The sequence below is a fragment of the Microbulbifer guangxiensis genome (genome assembly GCF_021729075.1).
Classification (GTDB): Bacteria; Pseudomonadota; Gammaproteobacteria; order Pseudomonadales; family Cellvibrionaceae; genus Microbulbifer; species Microbulbifer guangxiensis.
In genome coordinates this window covers 256,417-281,582 of record NZ_JAJSAQ010000001.1, presented here as the reverse complement: position 1 = coordinate 281,582, position 25,166 = coordinate 256,417, and the positions used below count along the sequence as shown (strand labels likewise).

The following is a 25,166-nucleotide window of genomic DNA, read 5'->3' as shown; positions in this document are numbered from 1 at the left end:
TCAACGGATCAATCGGCCAGCCCTTAGCGGTTGGCCGCATTACAGGGATCTTCCTAAGTGCGCTATCTGCCACTCGCTTTTGACCTGCGTGGTCGCCCCTGCGTCATTGTCGGGGGCGGGGCAATCGCCACTCGCAAAGCCCGCTTGCTGAGCAAGGCCCGGGCACGCCTGATCGTTGTAGCCCCCGAAGTGGGCGAGGAGCTCAAGGGGCTCGTCAGGGACAGTGGCGGACAGGTGTTTCAGGCCAGTTACCGGGCCGGGTGCCTGGACAGCGCCGAGCTTGTCATCGCCGCCACCTCTGATGCCGGAGTCAACGCCGAAGTATCCCGCGATGCCCAGGCGCGCCGGCTGCCGGTCAACGTGGTCGATGCCCCGGCCCTGTGCACGTTTACTTTTCCTTCGATTGTCGAGCGCGGTCCGGTCTCCATCGGCATCAGCAGCGGTGGCGCCGCACCGGTACTGGCCCGGGGAATCCGCGCTCAGCTGGAAGCGCTCCTGTCCCCGCGACTCGGTACACTGGCGGAGCTCGCTGCCGGGATGCGCGATGCGGTCAAGCAGGCGCTGCCGGAGTCGGCGCGGAGGGATTTCTGGGAGTGGGTCTTCTCCGGGCCGGTCGCTGCCGAGGTCGAGGCAGGCAGGACGGGAGAAGGGCAGCGGCTGCTGGAGGCGGCACTGGCGGACCCGGACATGAACGCAATGAATCGTGGAGAGGTCTACCTGGTTGGCGGGGGGCCCGGCGATCCCGACCTGCTGACATTCCGTGCACTGCGCCTCATGCAGCGTGCCGATGTGGTGCTCTACGACCGACTGGTATCCGATCAGGTATTGGAGCTGGTGCGACGGGATGCCGAGCGTATTTACGTCGGTAAGAAGAAGCAGTTCCACTCGGTTCCCCAGGATGACATCAACCAGCGTCTGGTGGACCTGGCCCTTGAAGGGAAGAAGGTTCTGCGCCTCAAGGGGGGAGACCCGTTCATTTTCGGGCGTGGTGGCGAGGAGATCGACAGGCTTGCGGATGCCGGGATCCCGTTCCAGGTAGTGCCAGGAATTACGGCAGCCGCCGGTTGTGCCAGCTACGCCGGGATACCACTGACGCACCGGGACTTTGCCCAATCCGTCCGATTTATTACCGGTCACCTGCAGCAGGGCGAGCTGCACCTGCCCTGGCAGGAGCTGGCCAGCCCCGGTCAGACCCTGGTCTTTTACATGGGCCTGACGGGCCTGGATACCATCTGCCGGCAGCTCGTGAGGCACGGCCTGGCGGAATCGACCCCCGCCGCCCTGGTCGAGAAAGGCACGACGCGGGAGCAACGGGTCGTAGTCGGTGATCTCGCATCACTGCCCCGGCTGGCCACAGAAGAATCCATCGAGGCGCCAGCGCTCACCATCGTTGGCGGTGTTGTCAGCCTGCACAGGAAGCTGCGCTGGTTCGATCCCTGAATCGGCCCTGTCTGATGCGGCAGCACATCTATACTGCTAGGGAAGCGGAATGGCGGTGTGGATTATGTGGCTGGCGTGGATCCGGTTTTACTGCTCTCTTTTAGTGCGCAGCTTTCTTCCGAGAGAAGGGGAAATCTGTGTGCCGGATCCCGGGGATGCCCATACCCGCCGTTATACCAGGCGCTACCGTCACAAGCGCAGCTGGGTAAAGAACCTCTGGATTGCAGCCGGGGTGTTGATGTTCTGCTTCCCGTTGCTGCCTTTCGTCCTTCCCCTCGGCCTGCTGACTTCGTTTATCTCCTTCGCGATCCTCGACGAAACTGCATAAGCCGTCAGGCATAAACAGCGGGGCGTTCTTCACGCCCCGATACTGATCAATGTAGTGTCAGCTCGTAAACCGCATCTTGCTCTTTCAGGGGAGAAGGCCGGCCCTCCACCCAGTCCCGGTGTCCGTTGCCAAAGAAAGGAGACAGCGGGTGGGCACTCTGGCCGGTGGCCATATGGAAGATGGCGTTATCTGTACGCCCGGGTGAAACCACCAGCCGCTGCGAGGCCCCGTGGGTCGGGGACTGGAATCGCGGCATATGGGTGTCACCGGGCAGGGGGTCTGCCGGCATCGCAGTGAACCAGTTCACCAGCTCGACGGCTTTGCCGAGGGGGTGCTGGATACGAGCCGTGTTTTCAATGCCCCATGTCTGCTGAGCCAATGGCAGGCCATCCCCGGCCATCTCGGCGAGCACCCGGTCCAGGGCGGCCAGTTTCAGTGACCGCCATGACTCGAAATCCGGGTTCAGCAGGTGTACCGGCTCTCGCGTCGCCATTTCCCACAGGCTGTATTCGAACTGGCGCTTGGTCGGCCCGAAGGAGAACTCGGGCTGGAAGCGGCGCATGTAGGTCAGGATCGGGGCTGTGGTCAGCTCCATAAACTCCAGCCGGTAATTGCGTACGATGCGGTAGCCCACCGAGTCCTCACTGGCGCGCCCACCCCAATTGGCAACGTGTCCGGACACGTCTGCGTAATCCTCCATGCCTTCCAGGGTCTGCAGCAGCTGATCCCGCCAGCGGGCGAGGAATACCGCGCGGTCATCCAGCTGGATATCCAGCAGGTCCTGCTCGGTAAAGCTGTCGCGGGCCATCAATCCGTCGCGGATCTGCTGCTGGCGGGCACCGAGGGCATAACCGTGATCGCCCATCACCCGCAGGTATTCACCGTCCATGGTGCGCGCGTTGGCGGTCCAGATCCGGTGGGAGGGCGGGTTATAGATACGCGGGTGCTCCTCCGGGGGTAAATAGCCATCCCAGTAGGCGGTGCCGTCTGCCCAGGAAACAGAGCGGTCGCCAGCCAGCCCGACACGTCGCGGCACCGGCCCACCGACGGTCCAGCCAATATTGCCGGCACGGTCACCGACCACGAGGTTCTGGTGCGGGATCCCCAGCTGCGGACCGATGTCCAGGGCCTCCGCCGCTGAAGTCACGCTTTCCATCTGCAGCAGTTTGAGGTTGGCGCCGCGAATGTCGTGAGCAACCCAACGGTAGGCGAGGGCTGTACCGCGGTGGTCCTCGGCAACCACTGGGCCCCAGATGGTCTTGCGGACCTGCAGCACTTCCGGCGCGGCGCCTTTGACGGCAATTTCTTCTGCCGTGACTTGGAACTCCTGCCAACCGTCCGGGGTGCGGTAGCGACTGCCATCCTCACTGACTTCCAGCCGAATCAGGTCTCCCCAGTCGGCGGTGGTATTGGTAAAGCCCCAGGCCACCAGACCATTGCTGCCCACCACAGCGATCGGGCCGCCGGGCAGGGTGGCTCCACGCATGACGCGATCAGTTCCCGGAATGGTCCAGCCCGCCCGATACCAGATATTCGGCACATTCAGGCCCAGGTGCATGTCGTCGGCGAGAATGGCTCCGCCATGATCTGTCAGGGCACCGCCGACCACCCAGTTGTTGCTGCCGTAAATCTTGTCATCGCTTTCCATCGGCTGGTACACCAGCGACTCACCCTCTTTCAGCAATGAGGCAAGGCTGGTTGAAGGCAGGTTGACGGGACCACGGGCTTCGCCGATCAGCGGGGCGTCCCACTGGCCGCCATCGGGAAAATAAAAAGCATAGAGGTCCTCGGGGAGGAGCTCCGCCAGTGCGGTATCCCGCCATTCAAACTTGCCGACGGGACTCTGTAGTGTCAGGTACATGCTGAAAATGGTCAGAAGGCTGTCCGCCTCTGTCCATGGTTTCGGGTCCGTGCCCAGCAGCAGGTATTCCCACGGCGCTGCACCAAGCTGGTCCAGGCCCAGATTCACCCCCTGAACGTAGCGACGCAGCACCTCCCGGTCTTCCTCCGGCATCGCCGCAACGTTGCGCTCCGCCCGTGCCCGGAACTGATGCAGGCGTACCTCGCGGTCGTGCTTCAGGGCTGCGGGGCCCACCAGCTCCGACAATTCACCCGCGGAATTGCGGCGCAACAGGTCCATCTGAAAGAAGCGCTCCTGGGCATGCAGAAACCCGAGGGCAAAGGCGATGTCAGGGCGGCTGTCACTGCTGATCAGGGCAATCCCCTGTGTGTCCCGCTCGATCTTTACCGGTGCGCTCAGCATTCCCGTCTCCACTTTGCCATCCAGCAGTGGAAGGCTCTGTCTTAGCCAGAGCCACGCAGCAAGCAGGGCCACACCGACCAGAGCCAGCAGGCCTACAAGAATTCGCACCGGGGTGCGACTGGGGAGCAGGGAGGTTGCCATGGCAGTTTCCAACGCTAAGTTATTGGTTTTTGTACAGTTCAGAGGCTCAGAATGGCGCATATTAACAAGTAGGTTTGCGCCGAAATAGTTACTCTGGGACATATGACAGTCACAGAAAATCGTTTAAAGAGGAATCTAATGCCAGTAAAGTGCACCCAAATCCTCGGGATATGAATAGAACTGACCAGTCATGAGAAAAAAGTCATAACAGGCTTTTAAAACGGAATTCGGCGCCGTAATATGGCGCGGAATAACAAAAACCCGAGAACATCACGCTTTTCTGATAACAACAAACGCGAGGACGCGATGATGCGCAACGCCGATCAGACCGGTAAAAGCCGGCAATTCAGCCTGTCTTCACTCTCCGGAGCCATTGCCATTGCCACCGCGATCAGCAGTACCGCCTATGCCGCGGAGATCGAGGAAGTAGTGGTAACCGCGCAGAAGCGCGCGGAAAACCTGCAGGATGTACCCATTGCCATTTCCGCCTTTACCGGTGAGAACATGGAAGCCATGGGCGTGGAAAACCTCACCGACCTGGGCAAGTTTACCCCGGGCGTTGAGATGAACAACGATACTCCGCTGCAGCCGACCTACAGCATTCGCGGCATCCAGACCGGTGACTTCACCGTGGGCTCCGACCCTGCGGTAGCTGTCTACGTGGACGGTGTCTATACCGGCCGTGGCGCCGGCGCAGAAGTGCCGCTGGCCGATATCGAGCGCGTGGAAGTGCTGAAGGGCCCGCAGGGCACCCTGTTCGGCCGCAACGCTACCGGTGGTGCCATTCACATCATCACCAAGAAACCGCAGGCCGATGACACCACCGAGATCAGCCTGACCGCGGGTAACTACGGTCGCCAGTCTGCCGACCTGCTGCTGAACAAGCAGCTGGCGGACAACGTCTATGGCCGTATGACTGTATCCAACAACCGTCGTGATGCCTGGGCGGACAACCTGGCCGGTGATTTCAGTGCCGGAAACCAGGACACCCAGACCTACCGCGTGTCCCTGCTGTGGGAGCCGAGCGCCAACACTGAAGTGCTGTGGCGCGCCAATTACGGCATCATGGACCAGGGCAGCGCTCTGCGCTCCTCCATCGTGCCGAGCCTGCAGGCACTGGATGGCGGCACCAGCGTATTCGGTGACTACGCGCTGGACACCCCGACCATCGAGGATCGCGACGCGTTCGGTACTTCCCTGACCGTAACCAGCGATTTCGACGACTTCACCTTCACCTCCATCACTGCCTACAGCGGCTTCGACGCCCATCTGCAGCAGGATGAGGACGGCACCTCTCTGGCCGACTACAAGTTTGGTTCCGCCAACTTTGACGACCAGACGCAGTTCTCCCAGGAATTCCGCCTGAACGGCGCTTCCGACACCTTCAAGTGGACTGTCGGCGCCTCCTACTCCCAGGAGAAGCTGGAGCACCTGACCGAGGCCTACTTTACTTCTGGCTCCCTGGAGTCCTTCGCGGTTTATGAAGGCCTGAAGGGTAACTCTGCTGCCTTCGGTATTCCCCAGGAAGTCTTTGATTCCCTGACTCAGACCGAGCAGGAAGACATGGCGGTACAGGTCCGCCAGGCCATGATCATGGGCGGCCAGGAAGGTCTGGCAGTCTCCAACTTCGTCTACCAGCTGCTGGCCGGCTCCGGACAACTGGACCAGGCCCTGAACCTCGGTGCCTTCGGCCTGACCGGACTGACTGCGTCCCAGAACCTGAACCCGCAGGACATGGTTGCCCAGCTGATGCGCGGTATTCAGCCATGGGTCATGGCAGACGCCGCCTGGAATGAAAACGTGCTCAACACCGGCGATTACCGCTCTGCGGCCATCTACGGTGACTTCACCTGGAGCCTGACCGATCGCATGGACCTGACCGTTGGTGCGCGTTACACCGCCGACGAGAAGGACTTCACCATCGAGACTGCGTACCAGAACATCCTGCCGCTGACCCTGGGCGGCCCGGTAGAGCTGGTCAACCTGCCCGCGGGTTATCCGGTGCAGGGCACCATCATGCTGCCGACCGTTGATACCGGCATCCCGATGGGTCTCGCGTTCTTCAACAACGGCCAGCCCCTGCTGGACTCCGAGCTGAGCGATAGCTGGAGCGATATCTCCGGCCGCATCGTGCTGGATTACCGCTGGAACGACGACGTCATGACCTTCGTGTCCCTGGCGGACGGCTTCAAGGCCGGTGGTTTCAACTCCCTGAACTTCGGTCCGGGTGTAGAAGCCTCCTTCGACCAGGAAGACGTGGTCAACCTCGAAATCGGTATGAAGAGCAGCCTGTTCGACAACCGTGTGCGCCTGAATACTTCTGTATTCGCCTACGAGTACAACAACCTGCAGGAGCTGGACCTGGTCGGCACCCCGATCCCCAGCTACAACCTGCGTAACTCTGATGCCGAGGGCCGCGGTGCCGAGGTTGAAGTCCAGTGGGCTGCAACCGACAACCTGTTCATCGCCGGTAACTACTCCTACCTGGATACCGAGTTCACCCGCTTCGGCTACATCGAGGCAATCGGTGAGACTGCAGCAGACGCCGCTGAACGCGTTGGCCAGCCGCGTGTATCCACCCCGGAGAGCAAGTTCAACGTGATGGCCGAGTACACCGTACCCATGGCTTCTGGCGCTGACCTGGTCTTCCGTGGAGACTATAACTGGACCGACGAGCGCATCGGCTCCATCTCCGACCCCACGCGTATCATCGAGGACTACCAGCTGCTGAACCTGCGTGCAGCCTGGAACAGCGCCTCTGACCGCTACGCTGCTGCCCTGTGGGTGCAGAATGCGACTGACGAGGAGATTGCCGGTGGTTACGGCGGTACCGGTGCGGCCATTGGTGCCAGCCCGGGCTGGCGCTACATGCCGCGCATGTACGGTGCGGACTTCACCGTGCGCTTCTGATTGTCGCCACGACAACCAGATTGGAAAAGGCCGGCTCTGCCGGCCTTTTTTGTGCCTGTCGCAAACACAGGAAATCAGGCGCCAGATCACTCTCCACCCATGGCAAATTCATGGGATTGCCGCCAAAACTGCGTATGATGAAATGAAGTCTGACGCGGAATGTATACGGAATGACACTCCCTGCGCCTGAGGTACCCAGCGAAGTACAATTTGAACTCCTCAGCCGCTATCAACGGATTCGCGGCGAAACAGAATTGCTGGCGGACCCGCTCTCTGCTGAGGACATGCAGATACAGTCGATGCCCGATGCCAGTCCGACGAAATGGCACCTCGCGCATACGAGCTGGTTTTTCGAGACGTTCATCCTGCGCCCCCGGCTTGCCGGTTACCGGGTGTTTGACCCGGCCTTTCACACGCTCTTCAACTCCTATTACAACTCCCTGGGCCAGCCGTTCAACCGGCCACAGCGCGGACTGATTTCGCGTCCCTGCCTGGACGAGGTCTACGACTACCGGCGCCATGTGGACAGCGCCATGACACGCCTGCTGGGGGAGTCCGAGCCAGATACAGAACTACGCGATTTCGTCGTGCTGGGCCTCAATCATGAGCAGCAGCACCAGGAACTGCTGCTGACCGACATCAAGCATGCGTTCTCTATCAACCCGGTACACCCGACTTATCTGGAACCTGGCGGGGAGGATGAACTGCCGCAAGGAGTCGAACCGCTGAAGTGGATTGAAATTGCGGGCGGGACCTACCGCATTGGGAGTGACGGGCAGGACTTCTGCTTCGACAATGAGGGCCCACCTCACAGCCAGCTGCTGCAGGATTTTAAAATCGCTTCAAGGCTGGTGACCAACGGAGAGTACCGCGCGTTTATCGAGGATGGTGGCTATCGGGAACCGCGTCTATGGCTGTCTGATGGCTGGGCCTGGCTGCAGCAAAACCGGGCGCATCACCCGGCTTACTGGCTTCAACGGGACGGGGACTGGTTTCAATTCACTCTCCACGGCCTCGCACCGGTGTTGGATAACGAGCCAGTATGCCACCTGAATTTTTATGAGGCCGACGCCTACGCCACCTGGGCGGGGGAGCGACTCCCCACAGAGTTCGAATGGGAGGCCGCGGCCTGCCAGTTGCGTCTACCGGACCAGCTGGCGGCAGCCAATTTGCTCGAGAAACGGAACTGGCGGCCACTGGCAGCAGCGGGTCAGCGACAGTTCCTCGGTGATGTCTGGGAATGGACCTCCAGTGCCTACCTTCCGTACCCGGGATTTCGCGCCAGTGCCGATGCTGTGGGCGAATACAACGGCAAATTCATGTGTAACCAGAAAGTCCTGCGTGGCGGCTCCTGCGTGACCCCCGCAGACCATGTGCGCATCAGCTACCGAAACTTCTTTTACCCCCATCAGACCTGGCAATTTTCCGGCATACGCCTGGCAGGAGAGATTGAGTGAACATGGCCATCAACCCGCCGGGCAAGCAACGGGATCACGAGCTGCAGGTTTTTTTTCAGGACGTGATCACAGGGCTGAGTCGCAAGCAGAAAACGCTGCCCTGCAAGTATCTATACGACGAGCGGGGCTCACAGCTGTTCGAGCAGATCTGTGAACTGCAGGATTATTACGTAACCCGGACCGAAGCCGATATTTTTGCCCATGACCTGTTGGAAATGGCCGGCGCAATCGGGGCCGATGCGCTGCTGATTGAGCCGGGTGCCGGCAACTGTGAAAAAGCCGAACCCCTGCTGGCAGCACTGGAATCGCCAGCCGGCTACCTGCCGATGGATATTTCGCCAGAGATTCTGCTAGCGGCCAAGCACCGGATTCAGGCGCGCCTGCCAGATCTCCCCGTTCATGCGGCCGTGGGCGACTTCACCACAGATACCGCCTGGGAATTGCTGCCGAGTGTGAATGCCAGGCGTCGCGTGATTTTCTTTCCAGGCTCCACCATCGGTAATTTCGACCCGGATCAGGCCAGTGCATTGCTTGCCGGCTTCGTCTCGAGGCTCTCTCCCGGCGACGGGCTGCTGATCGGTACCGACCTGGACAAGGATCCGGTGGTGCTGGAGCGGGCCTACAACGACAGCGATCAGGTTACGGCCCGCTTCAACAAGAACCTGCTGCACAGGATAAACACCGAGCTTGGTGCAGACTTCAACCCGGCACTCTTTGCCCACCGCTCCTTCTACCATCCGCTCCGGCGAAGAGTAGAGATGCATCTTGTGAGCCTGACAGAGCAGATGGTCCACATCGACGGTGAATGCTTCCACTTTCAGGAGGGAGAGACCATCCACACCGAAAACAGCCACAAATACACCCTTGAGGGATTCCGGCAGCTCCTGCAGCAAGCCGGCTTCACTCCAATTCGTCACTGGGCTGACACGAGCAATCACTATGCGATTCACTTTGCTGAAGTTCACTGACTTTTGCCGGCGTGGGCCGCTGTTGCCCCCGGGGCTGCTCCTGGCCGCGGTGATGTGCCTGCCCATCGAGGTAACGGCTGCAGAGGAAATTACCGGGGCGGAAGCCACAACCGCCATCACCTTCGACGCAAAGGACATGACGGTTTTCAAGCACCGTTTCTGCTTCTGCTGCAAGGACTGGATCGAGCACCTGCAGCACTCTGGCATGAGCCCGACGATCGTCAATCGCGGGGACATGGGCTCGATCAAATCCCGCTGGGCGATTCCCGAGGGCTTTGGCAGCTGTCACACTGCGGTCTGGCGGGACCGCTATGTGTTCGAGGGTCATATCCCGGCGCGTCTGATTCGCCGGTTCCTGAGCGACCCGCCGGAGGGGGCCATCGGGTTATCGGTACCCGGCATGCCGGAGAGCAGCCCGGGCATGTACGAGGGCGGCGAGTTCGAACCCTACAACGTTTACGTCCTGCTCCTCGGGGGCGACTATCAACTGTACGCACGGGTCACTGAGCTCGAAGAGGAGCAGGGCGGCACCGCCGCCACCCCGTAAGCCACAGAGGCCAGTGGGGAGTCGATCAGGGGCAAATACACCGGGGGCTTTTCATCGGTTTCCACCGGGGCTAAGGTGTCGGCCTCCTTAACCAGATCCGTCGCCATGTCAGAGAAGTTCGTTCCCGCCATTGGTCTTGGCAACTGCCACCTGCAGACACTGTTCCCGAGAATCAACCGCCCAGCCCCATGGATAGCCACCCGGGAACACTGGTTCGAAACTGACGATGGCGACAGGCTGGCGATGCACACGCCACGCGCACTGTTTGACTCACCGCGCCACCCGCTTGTGCTTCTCCTGCATGGCCTGGAGGGATCCGTTACATCCTCCTACATCCAGGGCATGATGCAACAACTGCTGGAACGCGGCCTGCAGGTGGCGGTGATGCATTTCCGCGGGTGCGGCGAGACACCAAACCGGCTGCCCCGCGCCTACCACAGTGGTGACAGTGACGACCCGCGCTGGCTTGCCGCAAAACTCACCCGCCTATATCCCAATACGCCGCTCGCCGCGGTTGGCTATTCCCTTGGTGGCAATGTTCTACTCAAGTGGCTCGCTGAGGATGGTGACTCCAGCCCGCTGGTGGCGGGAGTCGCGGTATCTGCACCGATGGACCTGCACGCCTGCAGCCACCGGATCAACAGAGGCTTTTCCCGTGTCTACCAGCGGCACCTGCTGGAGAGCCTGCGCAAAAGCCTGAATCGCAAGGCACAGGATCCGCAGCTGAGGGCGGCACTGCCCGACATCACCGACAAAAACCTGTTTGCCGATTTTCGCCGCTTCGACGATGCCTTCACAGCGCCGTTACACGGATTCAGGAATGTCGACGACTACTATACGCGTGCCTCCAGCAAGCCGTTGCTGGGCCATGTACGGCGGCCGACATTGATTATCCACGCTATCGACGATCCTTTTATCTGTCCGTCGGCCATCCCGGGGCCCGGGGAAGTCAGCGACACAGTGGAACTGGCAATCAGCGCTAATGGCGGGCACGTGGGGTTTGTTGCTGGCAGCCTGTGGAGACCGCGCTACTGGCTGGAAAGCCGCATCCCGGCGTTTCTGGCAGAACAACTCGGGGGTTGACCCGGCGGGATTTTCGAGCAATCAGGCAGGGAGAAAGTCTGTTGAGTAACCTGAGCAGTGAACTGGAACAGGGATGCGATACCGTCCGCGGTTGTGAGGCGGTAAAAATGATCATCGAGCCGAGGACAAGGGATCTCGCCGGCATCCCCGTCAGGCGCCTGTTACCCACCCGCCAGCACAGAACGGTCGGCCCCTGGATATTCTTTGATCACATGGGGCCTGCAGATTTTTGCGCGGGGCAGGGTATCAATGTTCCCCCGCACCCGCATATCAACATTGCCACCGTGACCTACCTGTTCGAGGGTGAGATCCTGCACCGCGATTCCCTCGGCAGCCTGCAGCCGATCCGGCCTGGCGAGGTCAACCTGATGGTGGCCGGCGCCGGCATTGTGCATTCTGAACGGGAGCGGGATGAAGTGCGAAGCCTCCCACACCGGCTGCACGGACTTCAGCTGTGGCTTGCTTTGCCAGAGCGGGCGGAAGAATGCCGGCCAGAGTTCCATCACTACGACCATGCAGAAATTCCCTCAGTGGAAATCCATGGCGTCAGCGTTCGCGTCATCATGGGTAGCGCCTTCGGTAAGACCTCACCGGTCAAGACCTTCGCTGAGACACTCTACGTGGAGGCGGCGCTGGCAGCCGGCCAGAAACTCTTAATCCCACCGGCACCAGAGCGGGCCATCTATGTCGCCGCTGGTGAGCTTCAGGCTCGGGCAGACATCATCCCCGAGCACGGCATGGCGATATTGCAGGGTGCTGAGGGAATAGAAGTAGAAGTAGAGGCAATGAAAGCCAGCCGGATTGCTATTATCGGAGGTGAGTCCATCGGCAAGCGTCACATGGACTGGAATTTCGCCTCCAGCCGCCGTGAAAGGGTCGAACAGGCAGTCCGGGACTGGCAGGACGGACGCTTTGCCAGGGTGCCCGGCGACGAGCAGGAGTTCGTCCCCTATCCGGGCAGCTGAGGGACACTGGGTGTCAACCAAGGGCCAGAGCGACGTAACCAACGAGCAGCCAATCGGCGTGATTGCCGAGGTGCATGGCCCGGTCGTCACCATTCTCTGTGATTCCCTTCCGCCTCTCCGCCAGGCCCTTCGCACTCCGCTGGACGGCGACTCCTGCCTGTTTGAAGTGCATCAACATGTCGACCAGAGCCATGCCCGCGCCATCACCCTGCATCGGACCAGTGGCCTGCACCGAGGTATGCCGGTCTATGACACCGGGGCACCGCTGCACGTCCCCGTGAGCGCGGACTGCCTTGGCAGGTTACTGAATATTTTTGGCGAACCACTCGATGGTGGTCCACCGCTGGTTCCCGATACCTATCGGAATGTACACGCCCCCCCTGCGGCTTTGCGCGACTCCATCGGTACAGGTGATCTGTTGCAGACTGGAATCAAAGTCATAGACCTTCTGTGTCCATTCGTCCGCGGCGGCAAGACCGGCCTTTTTGGTGGTGCGGGGGTGGGCAAGACCGTACTCATCATGGAGTTCATGCATGCCGTGGCCTCACTCCATCGCGGCGTCTCGGTCTTTGCCGGCGTCGGGGAGCGGATCCGTGAGGGCCACGAGCTCTGGCACGAAATGCGGGAAGCCGGCGTGATGGAGCAAACACTGATGACTTTCGGGCAGATGGACGAGTCGCCGGGTGTCCGCTTTCGCGTCGGCCTGTCTGCGCTCAGCTATGCCGAATACCTGCGCGACACCATGCACCGCGAAGTGCTGTTTGTAATGGACAACATTTTCCGCTTCGTTCAGGCCGGCAGCGAGATTTCCAGCCTGCTGGGACGCATGCCCGCCACCGTCGGTTACCAGCCGACCCTCATCAGTGAAGTCGCGGAGATGCAGGAACGTATTCTGTCCACCCGCAGCGGCGCCATCACGTCCGTGCAGGCCGTCTATGTGCCGGCTGATGATATGACCGATCCAGCCGTGGATGCGATCCTGGGGCACCTCGACTCGTCGGTGGTGCTGTCCCGTGAACAGGCGGGCAAGGGAATCTATCCTGCCGTTGAGCCGCTGCAGTCCAGTAGTCGGGCAATGGATCGCCACACGCTCGGCGATCGCCACTATGCCGTCGCCGAGGGGGTGCGTGAACACCTGGCACGCTACCGCGAACTGGAAGACATTATTGCCATGCTGGGTATTGAAGAGCTCTCGGAACAGGACCGGCGGATCGTTCTACGCGCACGAAAACTTCAGCGCTACCTGACGCAGCCATTCAATGTCATTGCCTCCCAGACCAACATTCCCGGTGTCAGCGTGAGCCTCGATGACACCCTGACGGATTGTGAAGCCTTCCTCCGTGGCGAGCACGACGATTTACCTGAGGAGCAGTGCTATATGAAGGGCAACCTCAGTATGGAAGTAAACGACCCGCCCGAGACCGGGCCCGACTCTCAGCAATAATAAGGAAACTGGATTCGGCCAGACGTGGAGTCCCACCAGAATATGCCGGACAAGACTTTCACGCTACAGCTCTACTCGGCCACGGAGCAGCAGTCCTTTGACAGTGCCATCTCTTTTGTGGGAGAGGACGCCTCAGGCAGTTTTGGAATACAGGCCTACCACGGGCGGATGATCACATCGCTGGTTTTCGGTCTGAGCCGCTTTCGGGTCGAGGGAGGGGATTGGCAATATCTGGCACTCCCCGGTGGGGTACTCTACTTTCACGATAACCGATTACAGATTTTTACCCGTCGCTTTCTTCTGGACGAAGATTACGAGCGCGTCGCGGAACGCCTGCGCCAACAGTTGCTCGCAGAGGAAGAGGCACTTCGTGAGATGAAGGAGAGTATGCGAAAAATGGAAGAATCGGTATTGCGCAAGCTCTGGGAGGCCGAGCACAGAGATTCTTCCGCCAGCAGACTGCAATGAACCAGAACCACGAAAGCAAACTGCGAGAGACTGTCGAAAAACAGGCCCGACGCATGAAACAGGCCGAGCGCGACCGACCGACGCTCATAGCACAGACGATCTACCTCGGGACGCTGGGCCTGGTATTCGTTTTACCTGTCGTGGCAGGCGCATACCTGGGCCACTGGATTGATGGACAGTCGCAGGGATATTCCACGCGCTGGACCCTCAGCCTCATTTTCGTGGGCCTGGTAGTAGGTGCCATGAACGTCTATTTCCTGCTCAGGGAGTAACCCGTGGAAGACGGTGGGCTCTTCCCGCAAGTCCTGTTTCAACTCGGTCCGGTCACTATCACTAGCACCGTACTCACGACGTGGGCAATCATGATTGTCCTTGGCGTGGCCGCCTGGCTGGTATCACACCGGCTGCGAGAGCTGCCGGGCCAGATCCAGGCCGCGGCAGAGGGCATCGTCGTCACCATCGAGGATGCGATCCGGGCCGTAGCGCCACAGCATGTCTCATTGCTGCTGCCGTTTATCGGCACACTATGGATCTTTCTTGTCGTGGCCAACCTGAGCGGTTTGCTGCCGGGAATTCACTCGCCCACACGCGACCTCTCAGCCACTGCGGCCCTGGCCATTCTGGTATTCCTTTCAGTGCACTGGTTCGGAATCAGAAGCCAGGGTCTGCGTAGCTACCTTCGACACTATCTGACGCCGAGCCCGATCCTTCTCCCATTCCATATCATCAGCGAGATCACCCGTACAGTCGCCCTGGCGGTACGTCTTTTTGGCAATATCATGAGCCTGGAGGTAGCTGCTTTGCTGGTATTACTGGTTGCCGGTTTCCTGGCTCCGATACCTATACTGATGCTGCATATCATCGAGGCACTGGTCCAGGCCTACATCTTTGGCATGCTGGCGCTGATTTATGTCGCCGGGGGTCTGCAGTCGCAGCAATTGCGGGAACAACGCCACGAGGAAAGGGATGAATGACATCAGCTGGTTTACCCTGGGATCGACGGTTGTCGTAGCGCTCGCAATTGCGATTGGCGTACTGGGCCCCGCTTTTGCAATGGGACGTGCGATCAGCAGTGCGCTGGATGCGCTCGCCCGCCAGCCGGAAGCTGAGCGCTCGATCATGCGGACGCTGTTTATTGGTCTGGCCATGATCGAGTCGCTGGCAATCTATGTGCTGGTGATTGCCCTGATCATTCTGTTCCGTAATCCACTGCTGGAATACCTGCTGAAGCCCTGATGGGCGGGAGACACCCTTGGAGCTCAGCTGGTCCACTTTCCTGCTGGAACTCTTCAACTTCCTGATTCTGGTCTGGATCCTCAAGCATTTTCTCTACCGCCCCGTACGCGAGGTGATTGCCCGCCGGCAACAGGCAATCAATGAGCGCCTTGCGGATGCCAAAACAGCGCAGAAAAAAGCGGAAGAAATACAACAGCAATATACCTCGCGCCTGGAAGAGTGGCGTCGAGAACAACAGAAAGCCCGTGACATAATGGAGCAGGAACTGCAGGCAGAGAGGCAGCACAAGATGAAGGCGCTGCACGAACACCTCGAAGCGGAGCGGCAGAGGGTAGAAAGTCTTCAGCGTCAGCAACAGCAGGAGGAGCAAAAGAAGTTGCAAAGGCGCGCCCTGGAGCAGGGCAGCAGTTTTGCCGCTCGGATTTTGACCCTGGCAGCCGGAGATGAGGTGGAACAGCGCCTCGGAGAAATTCTGCAGCGGGCCCTGGCGGATATTCCGAAAGACCAGGCAGAGAAAATTCGAACGCAACTGGCAGGTGCTGACACCGAGCCCGAGATTGCCAGCGCCTACCCGCTGGACGAGCAGCAGCGTGCGGCGATCAGTGATGCACTGTCCGGGGTGCTGCAGAGACCGGTAACAGGCCATTTTGTCGAAGACCCTGAACTGCTGGCCGGTTACCGGATAACGCTGGGGGCCTGGGAACTTGCCGCCAATCTTCGCGACGAATTACGTGGCTTCGCCCACGTGGCAGGAGAGCCTGCAGGGGCAGACGGTGAGCGGTGACCTGCTGGACCAGCGTGAGAAATGGCTGCAAAGCTACCACCCCGGACTGCGTATCCGGGAGCAGGGCCGAGTGGTGTCTGTGGGAGATGGGATTGCCTGGGTAGCCGGGCTACCGAGCGTTGCCATCGACGACATACTGGATTTCGATGACGGCAGCCGCGGCCTGGTGTTCGACCTTGCGCCGTCACTGGTCGGGGCGGTTTTGCTGGAGGAAACCCGAGCCCTCACCGCAGGCACCGTGGCGAGACGAAATCCGAGACCGTTGGGAATTGCCCTTGGAGAGGCTCTGCTCGGGCGCGTCATCGATCCTCTCGGGTACCCGCTGGATGAGGGGGATATGCCCCAGTGCGACGGCTGGGCGCGTCTCGAAAAGAGCTCTCCGCCAATCATTGAACGTGATTTTGTGCAAAAGCCCCTCTACACGGGGAGCAAGATCCTGGACACCATGATACCGGTTGGCCGGGGGCAACGGCAGCTGATCATCGGCGATGAGGGGCTTGGACGCAGCGCCCTGGCGCTGGACGCTGTGGTCAACCAGAAGGACCAGGATGTGCGCTGCGTGTATGTCCTCATCGGCCAGAAGCGTTCGACCGTAGTCGCCACCATCGACCTGCTCAGGCAAACCGGTGCATTGGCCTACACCACCGTCGTTGTTGCCGAGGCCAGTGCACTGCCTGGGCTGCAACACCTGGCGCCGTTCAGCGGCTGTGCGATCGCGGAGTACTGGATGCGGCGGGGCATGCACAGCCTCGTGGTTTACGACGATTTGTCCACCCATGCCAAGACCTATCGGGAGCTCTCGTTGCTTCTGAGACGGCCACCGGGGCGGGAAGCCTATCCCGGAGACATATTTTCCGTTCATGCCGGGCTCCTGGAGCGCTCAACCTGCCTGAACCCCGACAGTGGGGCAGGGAGCATCACTGCGCTGCCGATCGTGGAGACCAAGCTCGGTGAGATCGCGGCCTATATCCCTACCAATCTGATCTCAATCACTGACGGGCAGGTTTACCTGGACCGGGAGCTCTTTTCCGGCGGGTTTCGGCCGGCTATCGACATCGGTAAATCAGTCTCCCGCATCGGTGGCCGTGCCCAGCACCCCGCTATCAAGCGCGAGGCCGGCCGGATGAAGCTGGACTACCTGCAATTCCTCGAAGTCGAGATGTTCACCCGTTTCGGGGCCAAGCTGGAAGCAGGCATGGAAAAAGCCATTCGCCGCGGCAGGGTACTGCGGGAAATCCTGAAGCAGGACCGCCTGTCTCCGTTGCCAATCGAATTTCAGCTGGGATGGATGGTCGCCTTCAATGATGGCCTGCTCGATGACGCAGAGAGAGCTCAGTTACCCGAACTTCTGGCTGAGTTACTCGAGCATGTCAAAAGCAGCCGACTCACACTGGATGATGACCGGGACCAATGGCGGAAGTTGGCGAAATCCTGGCTGGAAACATCCGTGGGACAGGAAAATTGAGTCAGCGACATCAGCTTGAGCGCCACAAACACCGCCTGGGCGAAGCGCGTCAGATCATGAGTGCCATGCAGTCCCTCGCATTCATGGAGTCGCGAAAGCTCCGGGGTTTTGTCGAGATCCAGCAGCAGGTGGTTAAAGGTATTGATCGTTGTGCAGCAGATCTGCTGGCTTTTTTTCCAGGCATGCAGCCCGCGCCACCGGAGCGAAGGCTGCTCCTTGTCGTCGGCTCTGAACGAGGATTTTGTGGAAACTTCAACGAATCGCTGATCCAGCGCCTGGAAAGGACGCTCTCTCCAATCTACGAGGGATTCGTGGCCTGCGGACACAAACTCTGCACCCGTCTCGAGGACCATCGGCAGCTAATCGGGGCAGTGGCGGGTGCCGCATTGATGGAGGAGGTCGAGGGCGTTCTCAAGCGCCTGACCGCTGTGCTCGCAGATCAGGGTAAAGGCCCACACGCATTGGCGCTGGAGGTGATTTACCAGGATCCCGACGCTCAGGAGCCGGTTACCCGAACCTTATTGCCGCCTTTCCGGAACCCCCCGGTTGCGGCACCGCGCAGCGGTCACGCTCCGGAGATTCTTCTTCCCCCAGAGCAGCTGCTGGCAGAACTTACCCACCACTCACTGTTCGCGACCCTGCACGAGATTCTTTACCGGTCCATGATGGCAGAAAACCAGCGCCGTACGAAACACCTCGACGGAGCCGTCCGGCACCTTGACCAGTCGTTGGAACGGCTCGCCTATCGCGACAACCAGCTTCGTCAGGAAGAGATTATCGAAGAGATCGAAGTCATTCTCCTGAACGCCGATGCCACCGACCTTTCTCAGAAGGAGGAGTAGGGTTGGGAGAGCTTGGGTGGGTGATTCTTGGCGGCCTCCTGATGAGCGCCATTGCCATGATCGGCAGCATCACGGCCCTGTTGAAGGATCAAACCCTTGAGCGTCTGCTGCTGCCCCTGATCTCACTGGCGGCGGCGTCACTACTGGGGGGTGCCTTCTTCCCTATGCTGCCGGAAGGCGTACGGTCGATGTCACCTCTCACAGCGGCTGCATGGGTAGTGACCGGCTTCAGCGCCTTTCTGCTCATGGAGCAACATTTACACTATCGCTGCTTCGGACTTGATCCCAGAAATCAAGCAACAGGATCGCTTTGACAGGGTCGCAGTCCACTTTGGTATTTTGCCGCGGGCCTGGCACTGATGTATATGCTCGCCTGTTGCTTTTTGCGGTATGAATCACAACGGTTTGCTGTTGCACAGTGCAGGCATCCCTCGGGACCGAAGACTTCCAGCACCAGGGGCCTCGGCCTGTTCGGCAACAGACACTTGAGGAAGACTGAACGCAGCGAGAAGCAGAAACATCATCAGTGCATGAAGACTGAAATGCGACTGCGCTCGTGAGTACGGTGGTCGAGGCGGCAATGACAGTGACGACGGGCTACTGGCTTCTCTGGGTTTCATCAGGGTAGGGCCGGAATAAGCCGCGGGCCGGTGTAGACCGCCCATGTCGTAATTCAACGGTCTCCCAATCCCTGCGACGCAGTCATCTTTTCAGACATGATGATCATCCCGGCCATCAGCCAACCGGGATGCTAATGTTGCAGTGAGCTTTTCGCGAGCGAGTATCTCTTGGTGGGTTGAACCCTATAAAGCCAAAAAGTTGATGACTGAAATCCATGACCATCCCCCCTGGCACACGTTAAGTCCTGAGGAAACCACTGCCGCACTCAAAACGGATCCACAGGGGCTTTCGAGTGCGGAAGTCGATAGGCGCCTTGCCAGTTATGGTATCAACCGTCTGCCTGCGCCACGACTCCCCGGGTTTCCGCGCCTGTTCCTGCGCCAGTTCATCAGCCCACTGATCTACGTACTACTCGCAGCAATGGTGGTTTCCATCCTGGTCGGCAAACTGGCTGACGCCTCCTTTATCGGCGCGATCCTGCTGGTCAATGCGCTCATCGGGGCACTACAGGAATACCACGCCCACCGGAATGCCCAGGCCTTGCGCAAACTGATGGTGAGCCAGGCGCAGGTGATACGCGATGGTGAATCCCGTGAGCTTGATGCCGAAAACCTCGTACCCGGTGACCTGGTCGTGCTCGCCTCGGGCGATCGCGTGCCCGCAGACCTGCGCCTGTTGACAGCCGAGGGGTTGGAAATCGATGAATCGGTACTGACCGGGGAATCGTTACCGGTCGATAAAGATGCACAGGCCATCTGCTCGCTGGAAGCGCCGGTCGCGGACCGAAACAACCAGTGTTTCGCTGGCAGTCTCGTCGCCAGCGGGAGAGCTCGCGGATTGGTAACGGCCACAGGCCTGCAGACGGAAATGGGTCGGTTGAGCTTGAGTCTTCAGACAGCAGAGGAGGTCAAACCACCGCTCGTTCAACGGATTGAACGTTTCAGTAAAAAACTCACGATTGTGTTGCTCTTCGTTGTCGCCATGCTGGCCGGCATTGAACTTCTGCGCGATACGCCACCGTTGCTTATTTTTATGACGGTGGTTGCGCTCGCCGTATCGGCAATCCCTGAGGGGCTGCCGATGGCTTTGACCATCGTGCTGTCGGTGGCCACACGACGGATGGTCCGGCGCCATGTGATCGTCCGCAAGCTGGTAGCCGTTGAGAGTCTCGGTTCATGTACAGTCATCGCGGCAGACAAGACTGGCACCCTCACCAGGAACCAACTCACCGTCTCTGAGGTGGCCTTTCTGGATGAAGAGACAGTGCGGATTGACGACACTGGCGGGCCCGTAAATGAGGGCGCGCAGCGCCATAAGCGGCGACAACACGTGGACCTGCATTCAAGGCTCGGGCGACTGGTACGCGCATCAGCGCTCTGTAACGAAGCCGAGATGTATCCACTGGAAAATGGCGAGCTGCAGGCCACAGGAGACACTGTGGATCAGGCGCTGCTGATGATGGCTTACGTCAGCGGGCACACCCGCCTCGAGCTGCTGGAACGGTACCCACTCGATACCCAGGTGCACTATGAACCGGCTCTAGGCTATGCCGCGACAATGCACCGGGAGGAAAAGGGACAGCTGATCTGTGTCAAAGGCGCACTCGAAAAGCTGCTGCCAATGTGTAGCCTGATGGCCGGCGCAGACGGTGATATTCCCCTGGATGAAAACAAAGCCGTTGCCATGATGCAGGAACTGGCACAGCGTGGGGCACGGGTACTGGCCATTGCGGAGGGGCGACCAGCGGGCCTGAAAACGCGCTCAGCGGAGGACCTGAAAAACCATTTACATGACTTGTGCCTGCTCGGACTAGTAGCCATGGTCGACCCCCTGCGGCCCGAGGCAACCCAGGCAGTGAGCGCATGCAAGGACGCCGGCATCCGGGTGAGTATGCTCACCGGTGATCATCCCCACACGGCGCTGAGCATCGCCCGCGAGCTCGGCATGGCTGATGAGAACTCGAAGCCAGTCACCGGGCCGGAACTGGACAGGGCAGAACAGCAAGGCAAAAGCACGGTCGACGCGCTCACAGCAGGGGCGAACGTTTACGCCCGGGTCTCACCCCAGCAGAAGCTGACGATCGTGCAGTCCCTGCAACGCCAGGGGGAGTTCGTCGCTGTGACCGGTGATGGTGTCAATGACGCCCCTGCGCTGCGTAGCGCCCATGTGGGTGTGGCGATGAGTCAGCGCGGCACCGAGGTTGCCAAAGCTTCTGCGGACCTGTTACTCACGGATGACAATTTTGCCTCGGTGGTTTCTGGCGTCGAAGAAGGACGCATCGCCTATCGCAACATCCGCAAGGTGATTTTTTTCCTGCTCTCCACCGGCGCTGCGGAGGTGGTGCTGTTTATCCTGTCCACGGCACTGGGGCTCCCTTTACCACTCACGCCGGTACAGCTGCTCTGGCTCAACCTTGTCACCAACAGCGTACAGAGCATTGGACTGGCGCTGGAGCCGGGGGAGGGCGATGAGATGAAAATGCCTCCCCGGCCACCGCGGGAATCCCTCTTTGACCCGCTCATGCTTCGGCGGGTCATCCTCTCCGGCCTGGTGATGGGAGGGCTCGCATTCCTGACTTTTGTCTGGCTCCTCGAACGGGGCTGGAGTGTGGAGTCGGCTCGCAATAGCGTCCTTTTACTGATGGTGCTGTTCGAAAATGTGCAGGTATTCAACAGTCGCTCCGAGACCCGCTCGGTCTTCCGCCACCCCCTGTTCAGCAACCCGCTCCTGCTGCTGGGCACGCTTGCGGCTCAGGGACTGCATATCGCGGCTATGTACTCACCGCTGATGCAGACTGTTCTCGGTGTGCAACCAGTCAGTGCAGGACATTGGCTAACACTGCTGATGATCGCCCTGTTACAGCTCGCTGCCATGGAGCTGCTCCTGCTCGTTTCAGGACGGCAAAGCCGACTTCAGGTCAATCCAGGCCAGTCACCGCCCTGAAACCCACCTGTCTGGGCAGGTGGGGCAGCACGAATCGTCACAGCCCCCGCTCCAGAGCCGACACCCGCTCAAGGGTCTTCAGGAGCGCATCCGGACTGAGGCTGATGGAGTCGATCCCCTGTCGCACCAGGAACTCCGCCACTTCCGGATAATTGGATGGAGCTTCGCCGCAGATACCAGCGGGAATGCCGTTGCGGTGAGCACCTTCAATTGCCTGCTTCATCATTTCCATGACCCCGGCATCCCGCTCATCAAAATCAAAAGCCACAATGTCCGAATCCCGGTCTACGCCGAGAACCAGCTGGGTCAAATCATTGGAGCCAATGGAAATGCCATCAAAAACCTGGCTGAAGGCATCGATCTGCACGACGTTATTGGGAATTTCACACATCACGTAGATCTCAAGCTCATTTTCACCCGCTGCGAGTCCATGTGCCCTCATCGTCTGCACGACCTGTTTCCCTTCAGAAACCCTGCGGCAGAAGGGAATCATCACCTTGATGTTACTGAGCCCCATCTCCTCCCGGGCCCGTTTCAGGGCCATGCATTCCAGCGCAAAGCCATCGGCGTAGGCTTCATGGGCGTAGCGGGACGCCCCGCGGAAACCCAGCATCGGATTCTCCTCGTGGGGCTCGAAGCCGCTGCCGCCAATCAGGCGCGCGTATTCGTTGGTCTTGAAATCCGAGGTTCGCACAATCACCGGGTGCGGGTAGAAGGCAGCAGCGATGGTACCGATACCCTCGGAGAGCTTTTCGATAAAGAAGTCGGCGCCAGATTTGTGGTGGCTGGTGAGTGTGGCGAGTGCCGCCTGCGCATCCGGGTCGTCGACCTGCTCGGGGTGCGCGAGTGCCATCGGGTGGGCTTTGATGTACTCGTTGACGATAAACTCCATCCGCGCCAATCCCACGCCATCGCAGGGCAGGGCACTCAGCCGAAAGGCCTGGTCCGGGCTGCCGAGGTTGATCATCATTCTGGTCCTGGTCCGCGGCACATCATCGAGCGCGATGGTGCTGGCTTCAAAAGGAATCTCACCCCCGAATACCCTGCCGATATCCCCTTCAGCACAGGTGACGGTCACAAACTCGCCGTTCTGCAATGCTCCTCCAGCATTACCGATACCCACTACCGCCGGGATGCCGAATTCCCGCGCCACAATCGCCGCGTGGCAGGTACGCCCACCCCGTTCCGTAACCAGAGCACTTGCACGCCGCATCGCCGGCCCCCAATCAGGACTGGTGCTCTCTGCGTACAGCACTTCGCCATCACGGAAGTCCGTCAGGCCGGCAGCATTATCGACTCGCCGAACCTTCCCACTGGCGATACCGGTGCCGATTGCGCGCCCGGAGGCGAGAAGAGCGGTTTTATCCGGCTTTTCTGTAAAGTGGTACCGCTTCAGCTGATTGCGTGGCTTCTGGGAAGCAACCGTCTCCGGACGCGCCTGTAATACGTAGAGCTGGTTGTCCTCGCCATCCTTGGCCCACTCAATATCCATAGGGCACTCTTGGCCGCGAAGGCGGCGGAAGTGGGCTTCAGTCTTCAACGCGTAATCCGCCAAAAGCAGCACCTCATCATCGCTGAGGCTGAATCGCTGACTGCGCTCCACGGGGGTGTCCAGGTTCTGCAATTCCTGGCTGTTAGGGTTTTCGTCACAGGTGAGTGTCTGTTGTTTTGCTCCCAGATGGCGGCGCAACACACACCGATGCCCTTCTGCGAACGTGGGCTTGTGGACATAGAACTCGTCTGGATCAACGGTCCCCTGGACAATATTCTCTCCAAGGCCATAGGCCGAGTTGATAAACACCACATCGCGAAAGCCGGTGTCCGTATCCAGCGTAAACATGACTCCACTCGAGGCTCGATCCGCCCGCACCATCTTCATCACCACCACCGCCAGGTACACGCTGAAGTGGTCGAAACCGTTGCGCTCCCGGTAGCTGATGGCCCGCTCTGTGAAGAGCGAGGCAAAGCAATGGCGACAAGCATCGAGCAGACCATCCAGGTCGCCAATATTCAGAAAGCTTTCGTGCTGGCCGGCAAAACTGGCCGAGGGTAGATCCTCCGCGGTGGCAGAGCTGCGAACCGCGACCCGCAGTCCATCACCATATTCACCACAGAGTTGCTGATAGGCCTGCGTAATCTGCTCTTCAACGGCAGTCGGGAGTCCCGCCCCGTAGACCAGCGCCCGGGCCTGTGCGGCGACTTCTGCTGCCACCGGGGCGTCTTTGGGGGGATCATTCGATAGCAGGGTCCTGAGCTTTTCCCACAGCTTTGCCTCATCAAGGACTGCCCGATAGGCATCGGCGGTTACACAGAAACCGTTGGGGATCCGGATGCCCTGCGGGGTCAGCGCCTGGTATATCTCGCCGAGCGAGGCAGCCTTGCCTCCCACAGCAGCGATATCCTGCAGGGTCGTTTCTTCAAACCATCGTATGTAGTGTCGTTGTTCGGACATCTTGCTCACTGCCTGGGATCAGACGGGGGAGACGGACTGGCAGGCGAATGGCGGCTTGCCAAAATGGGCTGTCGCTGACGTCCGAGGGACTGTAGACCGGCCGCCCTCTGGGGACAGGGGGTTTCCGGAGGGGAAATCCAGACTGCTACACAATGGCTTGCGAGCGGCTATTCCACCGGTGGGTCTCAGGCGCCGTTCAACTGCAGGGTGTAAATGACCTGGGTATGGTCATCGGGATTGGTCTTGCAGTCCCAGCCCATGTTGCGGGCAACTTCCTGTAATTTGTGATTTTCCGCCGAGTCGATGGAGTAAAGCCGCTGGAGCCCCCTTGCCCTGGCCGATTCGACCAGGCGATTGATCAACAGGGTTCCCAGCCCAGCCTTCTGCCAGTCGTCGGCCACCACCACTGCGCATTCGGCAGCTGTGCCGTCGGCATCCACCGCATAACGGGATACGCCAACCTGCTTTTCACGGGAATCATCCCCGGCAAGTGCGATGAAGGCCTCCCGCTGATCGTGGTCTATGTCCGTCAGTGCATCGAGCAGCTTTTCACTGGGCTTGCCGACACCACCAAGAAAGCGGAAGTGGCGGGATTCTGGCGACAGATGGGTAATAAAGTCGCTCTCGAGCTCCCGATCTTCACGCTCCATGGGCCGAATCGTCACTACTCTGTCATTGCTGAGCTTTTCGGTGACGGTGCGGGTCAGTGCTTCCTGTGGTTCCTGTTTGGACATTGTCGCCAGTCTCCTCTCACAGCGGCCAGCCGCTTTCTACAATCTGCCTCAATAATAGAAGGCTCTGCTTGCAAC

At 59.9% G+C, this 25,166-nt stretch carries 21 protein-coding genes; 18 read left to right on the top strand and 3 right to left on the bottom strand.

Annotated features, from left to right (window positions below):
* The first annotated feature begins 57 nt into the window (after nt 1–57).
* Both cysG and LVD12_RS01215 read left to right on the top strand, forming a co-directional pair.
* Complete coding sequence (gene cysG / locus LVD12_RS01220) at nt 58–1,440, top strand: siroheme synthase CysG (protein WP_237065034.1); 1,383 nt, start codon at nt 58–60, stop codon at nt 1,438–1,440.
* 139 nt (nt 1,441–1,579) lie between these two features.
* Nucleotides 1,580–1,768, top strand: coding sequence for a hypothetical protein (locus LVD12_RS01215; RefSeq protein ID WP_237065033.1), 189 nt, complete (start codon nt 1,580–1,582; stop codon nt 1,766–1,768).
* Between the two features lie 46 nt (nt 1,769–1,814).
* Here the strand turns inward: LVD12_RS01215 and LVD12_RS01210 are convergent, their stop codons facing one another.
* Entirely contained in the window at nt 1,815–4,172 is a 2,358-nt protein-coding gene (locus LVD12_RS01210) for a penicillin acylase family protein (RefSeq protein ID WP_237065032.1), read from the bottom strand.
* Nucleotides 4,173–4,481: 309 nt separating this feature from the next.
* On the opposite strand from LVD12_RS01210, the gene LVD12_RS01205 reads away from it, so the two are divergent.
* From LVD12_RS01205 to LVD12_RS01130, 16 genes are all read left to right on the top strand, one after another.
* Nucleotides 4,482–7,082: a TonB-dependent receptor gene (locus LVD12_RS01205; protein WP_237065031.1), complete on the top strand. Its 2,601-nt coding sequence runs from the start codon at nt 4,482–4,484 to the stop codon at nt 7,080–7,082.
* Between the two features lie 170 nt (nt 7,083–7,252).
* Nucleotides 7,253–8,539, top strand: a complete 1,287-nt coding sequence (gene egtB, locus LVD12_RS01200) for an ergothioneine biosynthesis protein EgtB (protein ID WP_237065029.1) — start codon at nt 7,253–7,255, stop codon at nt 8,537–8,539.
* A gap of 2 nt (nt 8,540–8,541) precedes the next feature.
* On the top strand, nt 8,542–9,507 hold the full coding sequence (egtD, locus tag LVD12_RS01195; RefSeq protein ID WP_237065877.1) for an L-histidine N(alpha)-methyltransferase: 966 nt from the start codon (nt 8,542–8,544) through the stop codon (nt 9,505–9,507).
* Complete coding sequence (locus LVD12_RS01190) at nt 9,479–10,054, top strand: DUF411 domain-containing protein (RefSeq protein WP_237065027.1); 576 nt, start codon at nt 9,479–9,481, stop codon at nt 10,052–10,054. Before egtD ends, LVD12_RS01190 begins: the two co-directional genes overlap by 29 nt.
* Nucleotides 10,055–10,159: 105 nt before the next feature.
* Complete coding sequence (locus LVD12_RS01185) at nt 10,160–11,137, top strand: hydrolase (protein ID WP_237065026.1); 978 nt, start codon at nt 10,160–10,162, stop codon at nt 11,135–11,137.
* 41 nt (nt 11,138–11,178) lie between these two features.
* Nucleotides 11,179–12,102 (top strand): pirin family protein, encoded by a 924-nt coding sequence (locus LVD12_RS01180; protein ID WP_237065025.1) that lies wholly within the window; start codon nt 11,179–11,181, stop codon nt 12,100–12,102.
* Nucleotides 12,103–12,112: 10 nt separating this feature from the next.
* Nucleotides 12,113–13,546 (top strand): F0F1 ATP synthase subunit beta, encoded by a 1,434-nt coding sequence (gene atpD, locus LVD12_RS01175; RefSeq protein ID WP_237065024.1) that lies wholly within the window; start codon nt 12,113–12,115, stop codon nt 13,544–13,546.
* 42 nt (nt 13,547–13,588) lie between these two features.
* Nucleotides 13,589–14,014 carry a F0F1 ATP synthase subunit delta/epsilon gene (locus tag LVD12_RS01170; protein ID WP_237065023.1) on the top strand — a complete coding sequence of 142 codons (426 nt, stop codon included), beginning with the start codon at nt 13,589–13,591 and terminating at the stop codon, nt 14,012–14,014.
* Nucleotides 14,011–14,286, top strand: coding sequence for an AtpZ/AtpI family protein (locus tag LVD12_RS01165; RefSeq protein WP_237065022.1), 276 nt, complete (start codon nt 14,011–14,013; stop codon nt 14,284–14,286). The genes LVD12_RS01170 and LVD12_RS01165 overlap by 4 nt, the downstream gene beginning before the upstream one ends.
* Nucleotides 14,287–14,289: 3 nt before the next feature.
* Nucleotides 14,290–14,988 carry a F0F1 ATP synthase subunit A gene (locus tag LVD12_RS01160; protein WP_237065020.1) on the top strand — a complete coding sequence of 233 codons (699 nt, stop codon included), beginning with the start codon at nt 14,290–14,292 and terminating at the stop codon, nt 14,986–14,988.
* Nucleotides 14,981–15,250 carry an ATP synthase F0 subunit C gene (gene atpE / locus LVD12_RS01155; RefSeq protein WP_237065017.1) on the top strand — a complete coding sequence of 90 codons (270 nt, stop codon included), beginning with the start codon at nt 14,981–14,983 and terminating at the stop codon, nt 15,248–15,250. Before LVD12_RS01160 ends, atpE begins: the two co-directional genes overlap by 8 nt.
* Nucleotides 15,251–15,266: 16 nt before the next feature.
* Nucleotides 15,267–16,034, top strand: coding sequence for a F0F1 ATP synthase subunit delta (locus LVD12_RS01150; RefSeq protein ID WP_237065015.1), 768 nt, complete (start codon nt 15,267–15,269; stop codon nt 16,032–16,034).
* Nucleotides 15,982–17,499: a F0F1 ATP synthase subunit alpha gene (locus tag LVD12_RS01145; protein ID WP_237065013.1), complete on the top strand. Its 1,518-nt coding sequence runs from the start codon at nt 15,982–15,984 to the stop codon at nt 17,497–17,499. Before LVD12_RS01150 ends, LVD12_RS01145 begins: the two co-directional genes overlap by 53 nt.
* Nucleotides 17,496–18,341: a F0F1 ATP synthase subunit gamma gene (locus LVD12_RS01140; protein WP_237065011.1), complete on the top strand. Its 846-nt coding sequence runs from the start codon at nt 17,496–17,498 to the stop codon at nt 18,339–18,341. Before LVD12_RS01145 ends, LVD12_RS01140 begins: the two co-directional genes overlap by 4 nt.
* Before the next feature lie 41 nt (nt 18,342–18,382).
* Nucleotides 18,383–18,655, top strand: a complete 273-nt coding sequence (locus LVD12_RS01135) for a ZIP family metal transporter (RefSeq protein ID WP_237065009.1) — start codon at nt 18,383–18,385, stop codon at nt 18,653–18,655.
* 508 nt (nt 18,656–19,163) lie between these two features.
* Nucleotides 19,164–21,905, top strand: coding sequence for a cation-translocating P-type ATPase (locus tag LVD12_RS01130; RefSeq protein WP_237065007.1), 2,742 nt, complete (start codon nt 19,164–19,166; stop codon nt 21,903–21,905).
* 37 nt (nt 21,906–21,942) lie between these two features.
* Here the strand turns inward: LVD12_RS01130 and ppsA are convergent, their stop codons facing one another.
* Nucleotides 21,943–24,357, bottom strand: a complete 2,415-nt coding sequence (gene ppsA, locus LVD12_RS01125; RefSeq protein WP_237065005.1) for a phosphoenolpyruvate synthase — start codon at nt 24,355–24,357, stop codon at nt 21,943–21,945.
* Nucleotides 24,358–24,542: 185 nt separating this feature from the next.
* On the bottom strand, nt 24,543–25,091 hold the full coding sequence (locus LVD12_RS01120; protein WP_237065003.1) for a GNAT family N-acetyltransferase: 549 nt from the start codon (nt 25,089–25,091) through the stop codon (nt 24,543–24,545).
* Nucleotides 25,092–25,166 lie beyond the last annotated feature (75 nt).

What these genes read in the sequence shown, in the direction of transcription:
- LVD12_RS01210 (WP_237065032.1), bottom strand. Translation starts at nt 4,172, where the DNA reads ATGGCAACCTCCCTGCTCCCCAGTCGCACCCCGGTGCGAATTCTTGTA.
- egtB (WP_237065029.1), top strand. Translation starts at nt 7,253, where the DNA reads ATGACACTCCCTGCGCCTGAGGTACCCAGCGAAGTACAATTTGAACTC.
- LVD12_RS01165 (WP_237065022.1), top strand. Translation starts at nt 14,011, where the DNA reads ATGAACCAGAACCACGAAAGCAAACTGCGAGAGACTGTCGAAAAACAG.
- LVD12_RS01185 (WP_237065026.1), top strand. Translation starts at nt 10,160, where the DNA reads ATGTCAGAGAAGTTCGTTCCCGCCATTGGTCTTGGCAACTGCCACCTG.
- egtD (WP_237065877.1), top strand. Translation starts at nt 8,542, where the DNA reads ATGGCCATCAACCCGCCGGGCAAGCAACGGGATCACGAGCTGCAGGTT.
- LVD12_RS01120 (WP_237065003.1), bottom strand. Translation starts at nt 25,091, where the DNA reads ATGTCCAAACAGGAACCACAGGAAGCACTGACCCGCACCGTCACCGAA.
- LVD12_RS01130 (WP_237065007.1), top strand. Translation starts at nt 19,164, where the DNA reads ATGACTGAAATCCATGACCATCCCCCCTGGCACACGTTAAGTCCTGAG.
- LVD12_RS01205 (WP_237065031.1), top strand. Translation starts at nt 4,482, where the DNA reads ATGCGCAACGCCGATCAGACCGGTAAAAGCCGGCAATTCAGCCTGTCT.
- ppsA (WP_237065005.1), bottom strand. Translation starts at nt 24,357, where the DNA reads ATGTCCGAACAACGACACTACATACGATGGTTTGAAGAAACGACCCTG.
- LVD12_RS01135 (WP_237065009.1), top strand. Translation starts at nt 18,383, where the DNA reads ATGAGCGCCATTGCCATGATCGGCAGCATCACGGCCCTGTTGAAGGAT.
- LVD12_RS01170 (WP_237065023.1), top strand. Translation starts at nt 13,589, where the DNA reads ATGCCGGACAAGACTTTCACGCTACAGCTCTACTCGGCCACGGAGCAG.
- LVD12_RS01190 (WP_237065027.1), top strand. Translation starts at nt 9,479, where the DNA reads ATGCGATTCACTTTGCTGAAGTTCACTGACTTTTGCCGGCGTGGGCCG.
- atpE (WP_237065017.1), top strand. Translation starts at nt 14,981, where the DNA reads ATGAATGACATCAGCTGGTTTACCCTGGGATCGACGGTTGTCGTAGCG.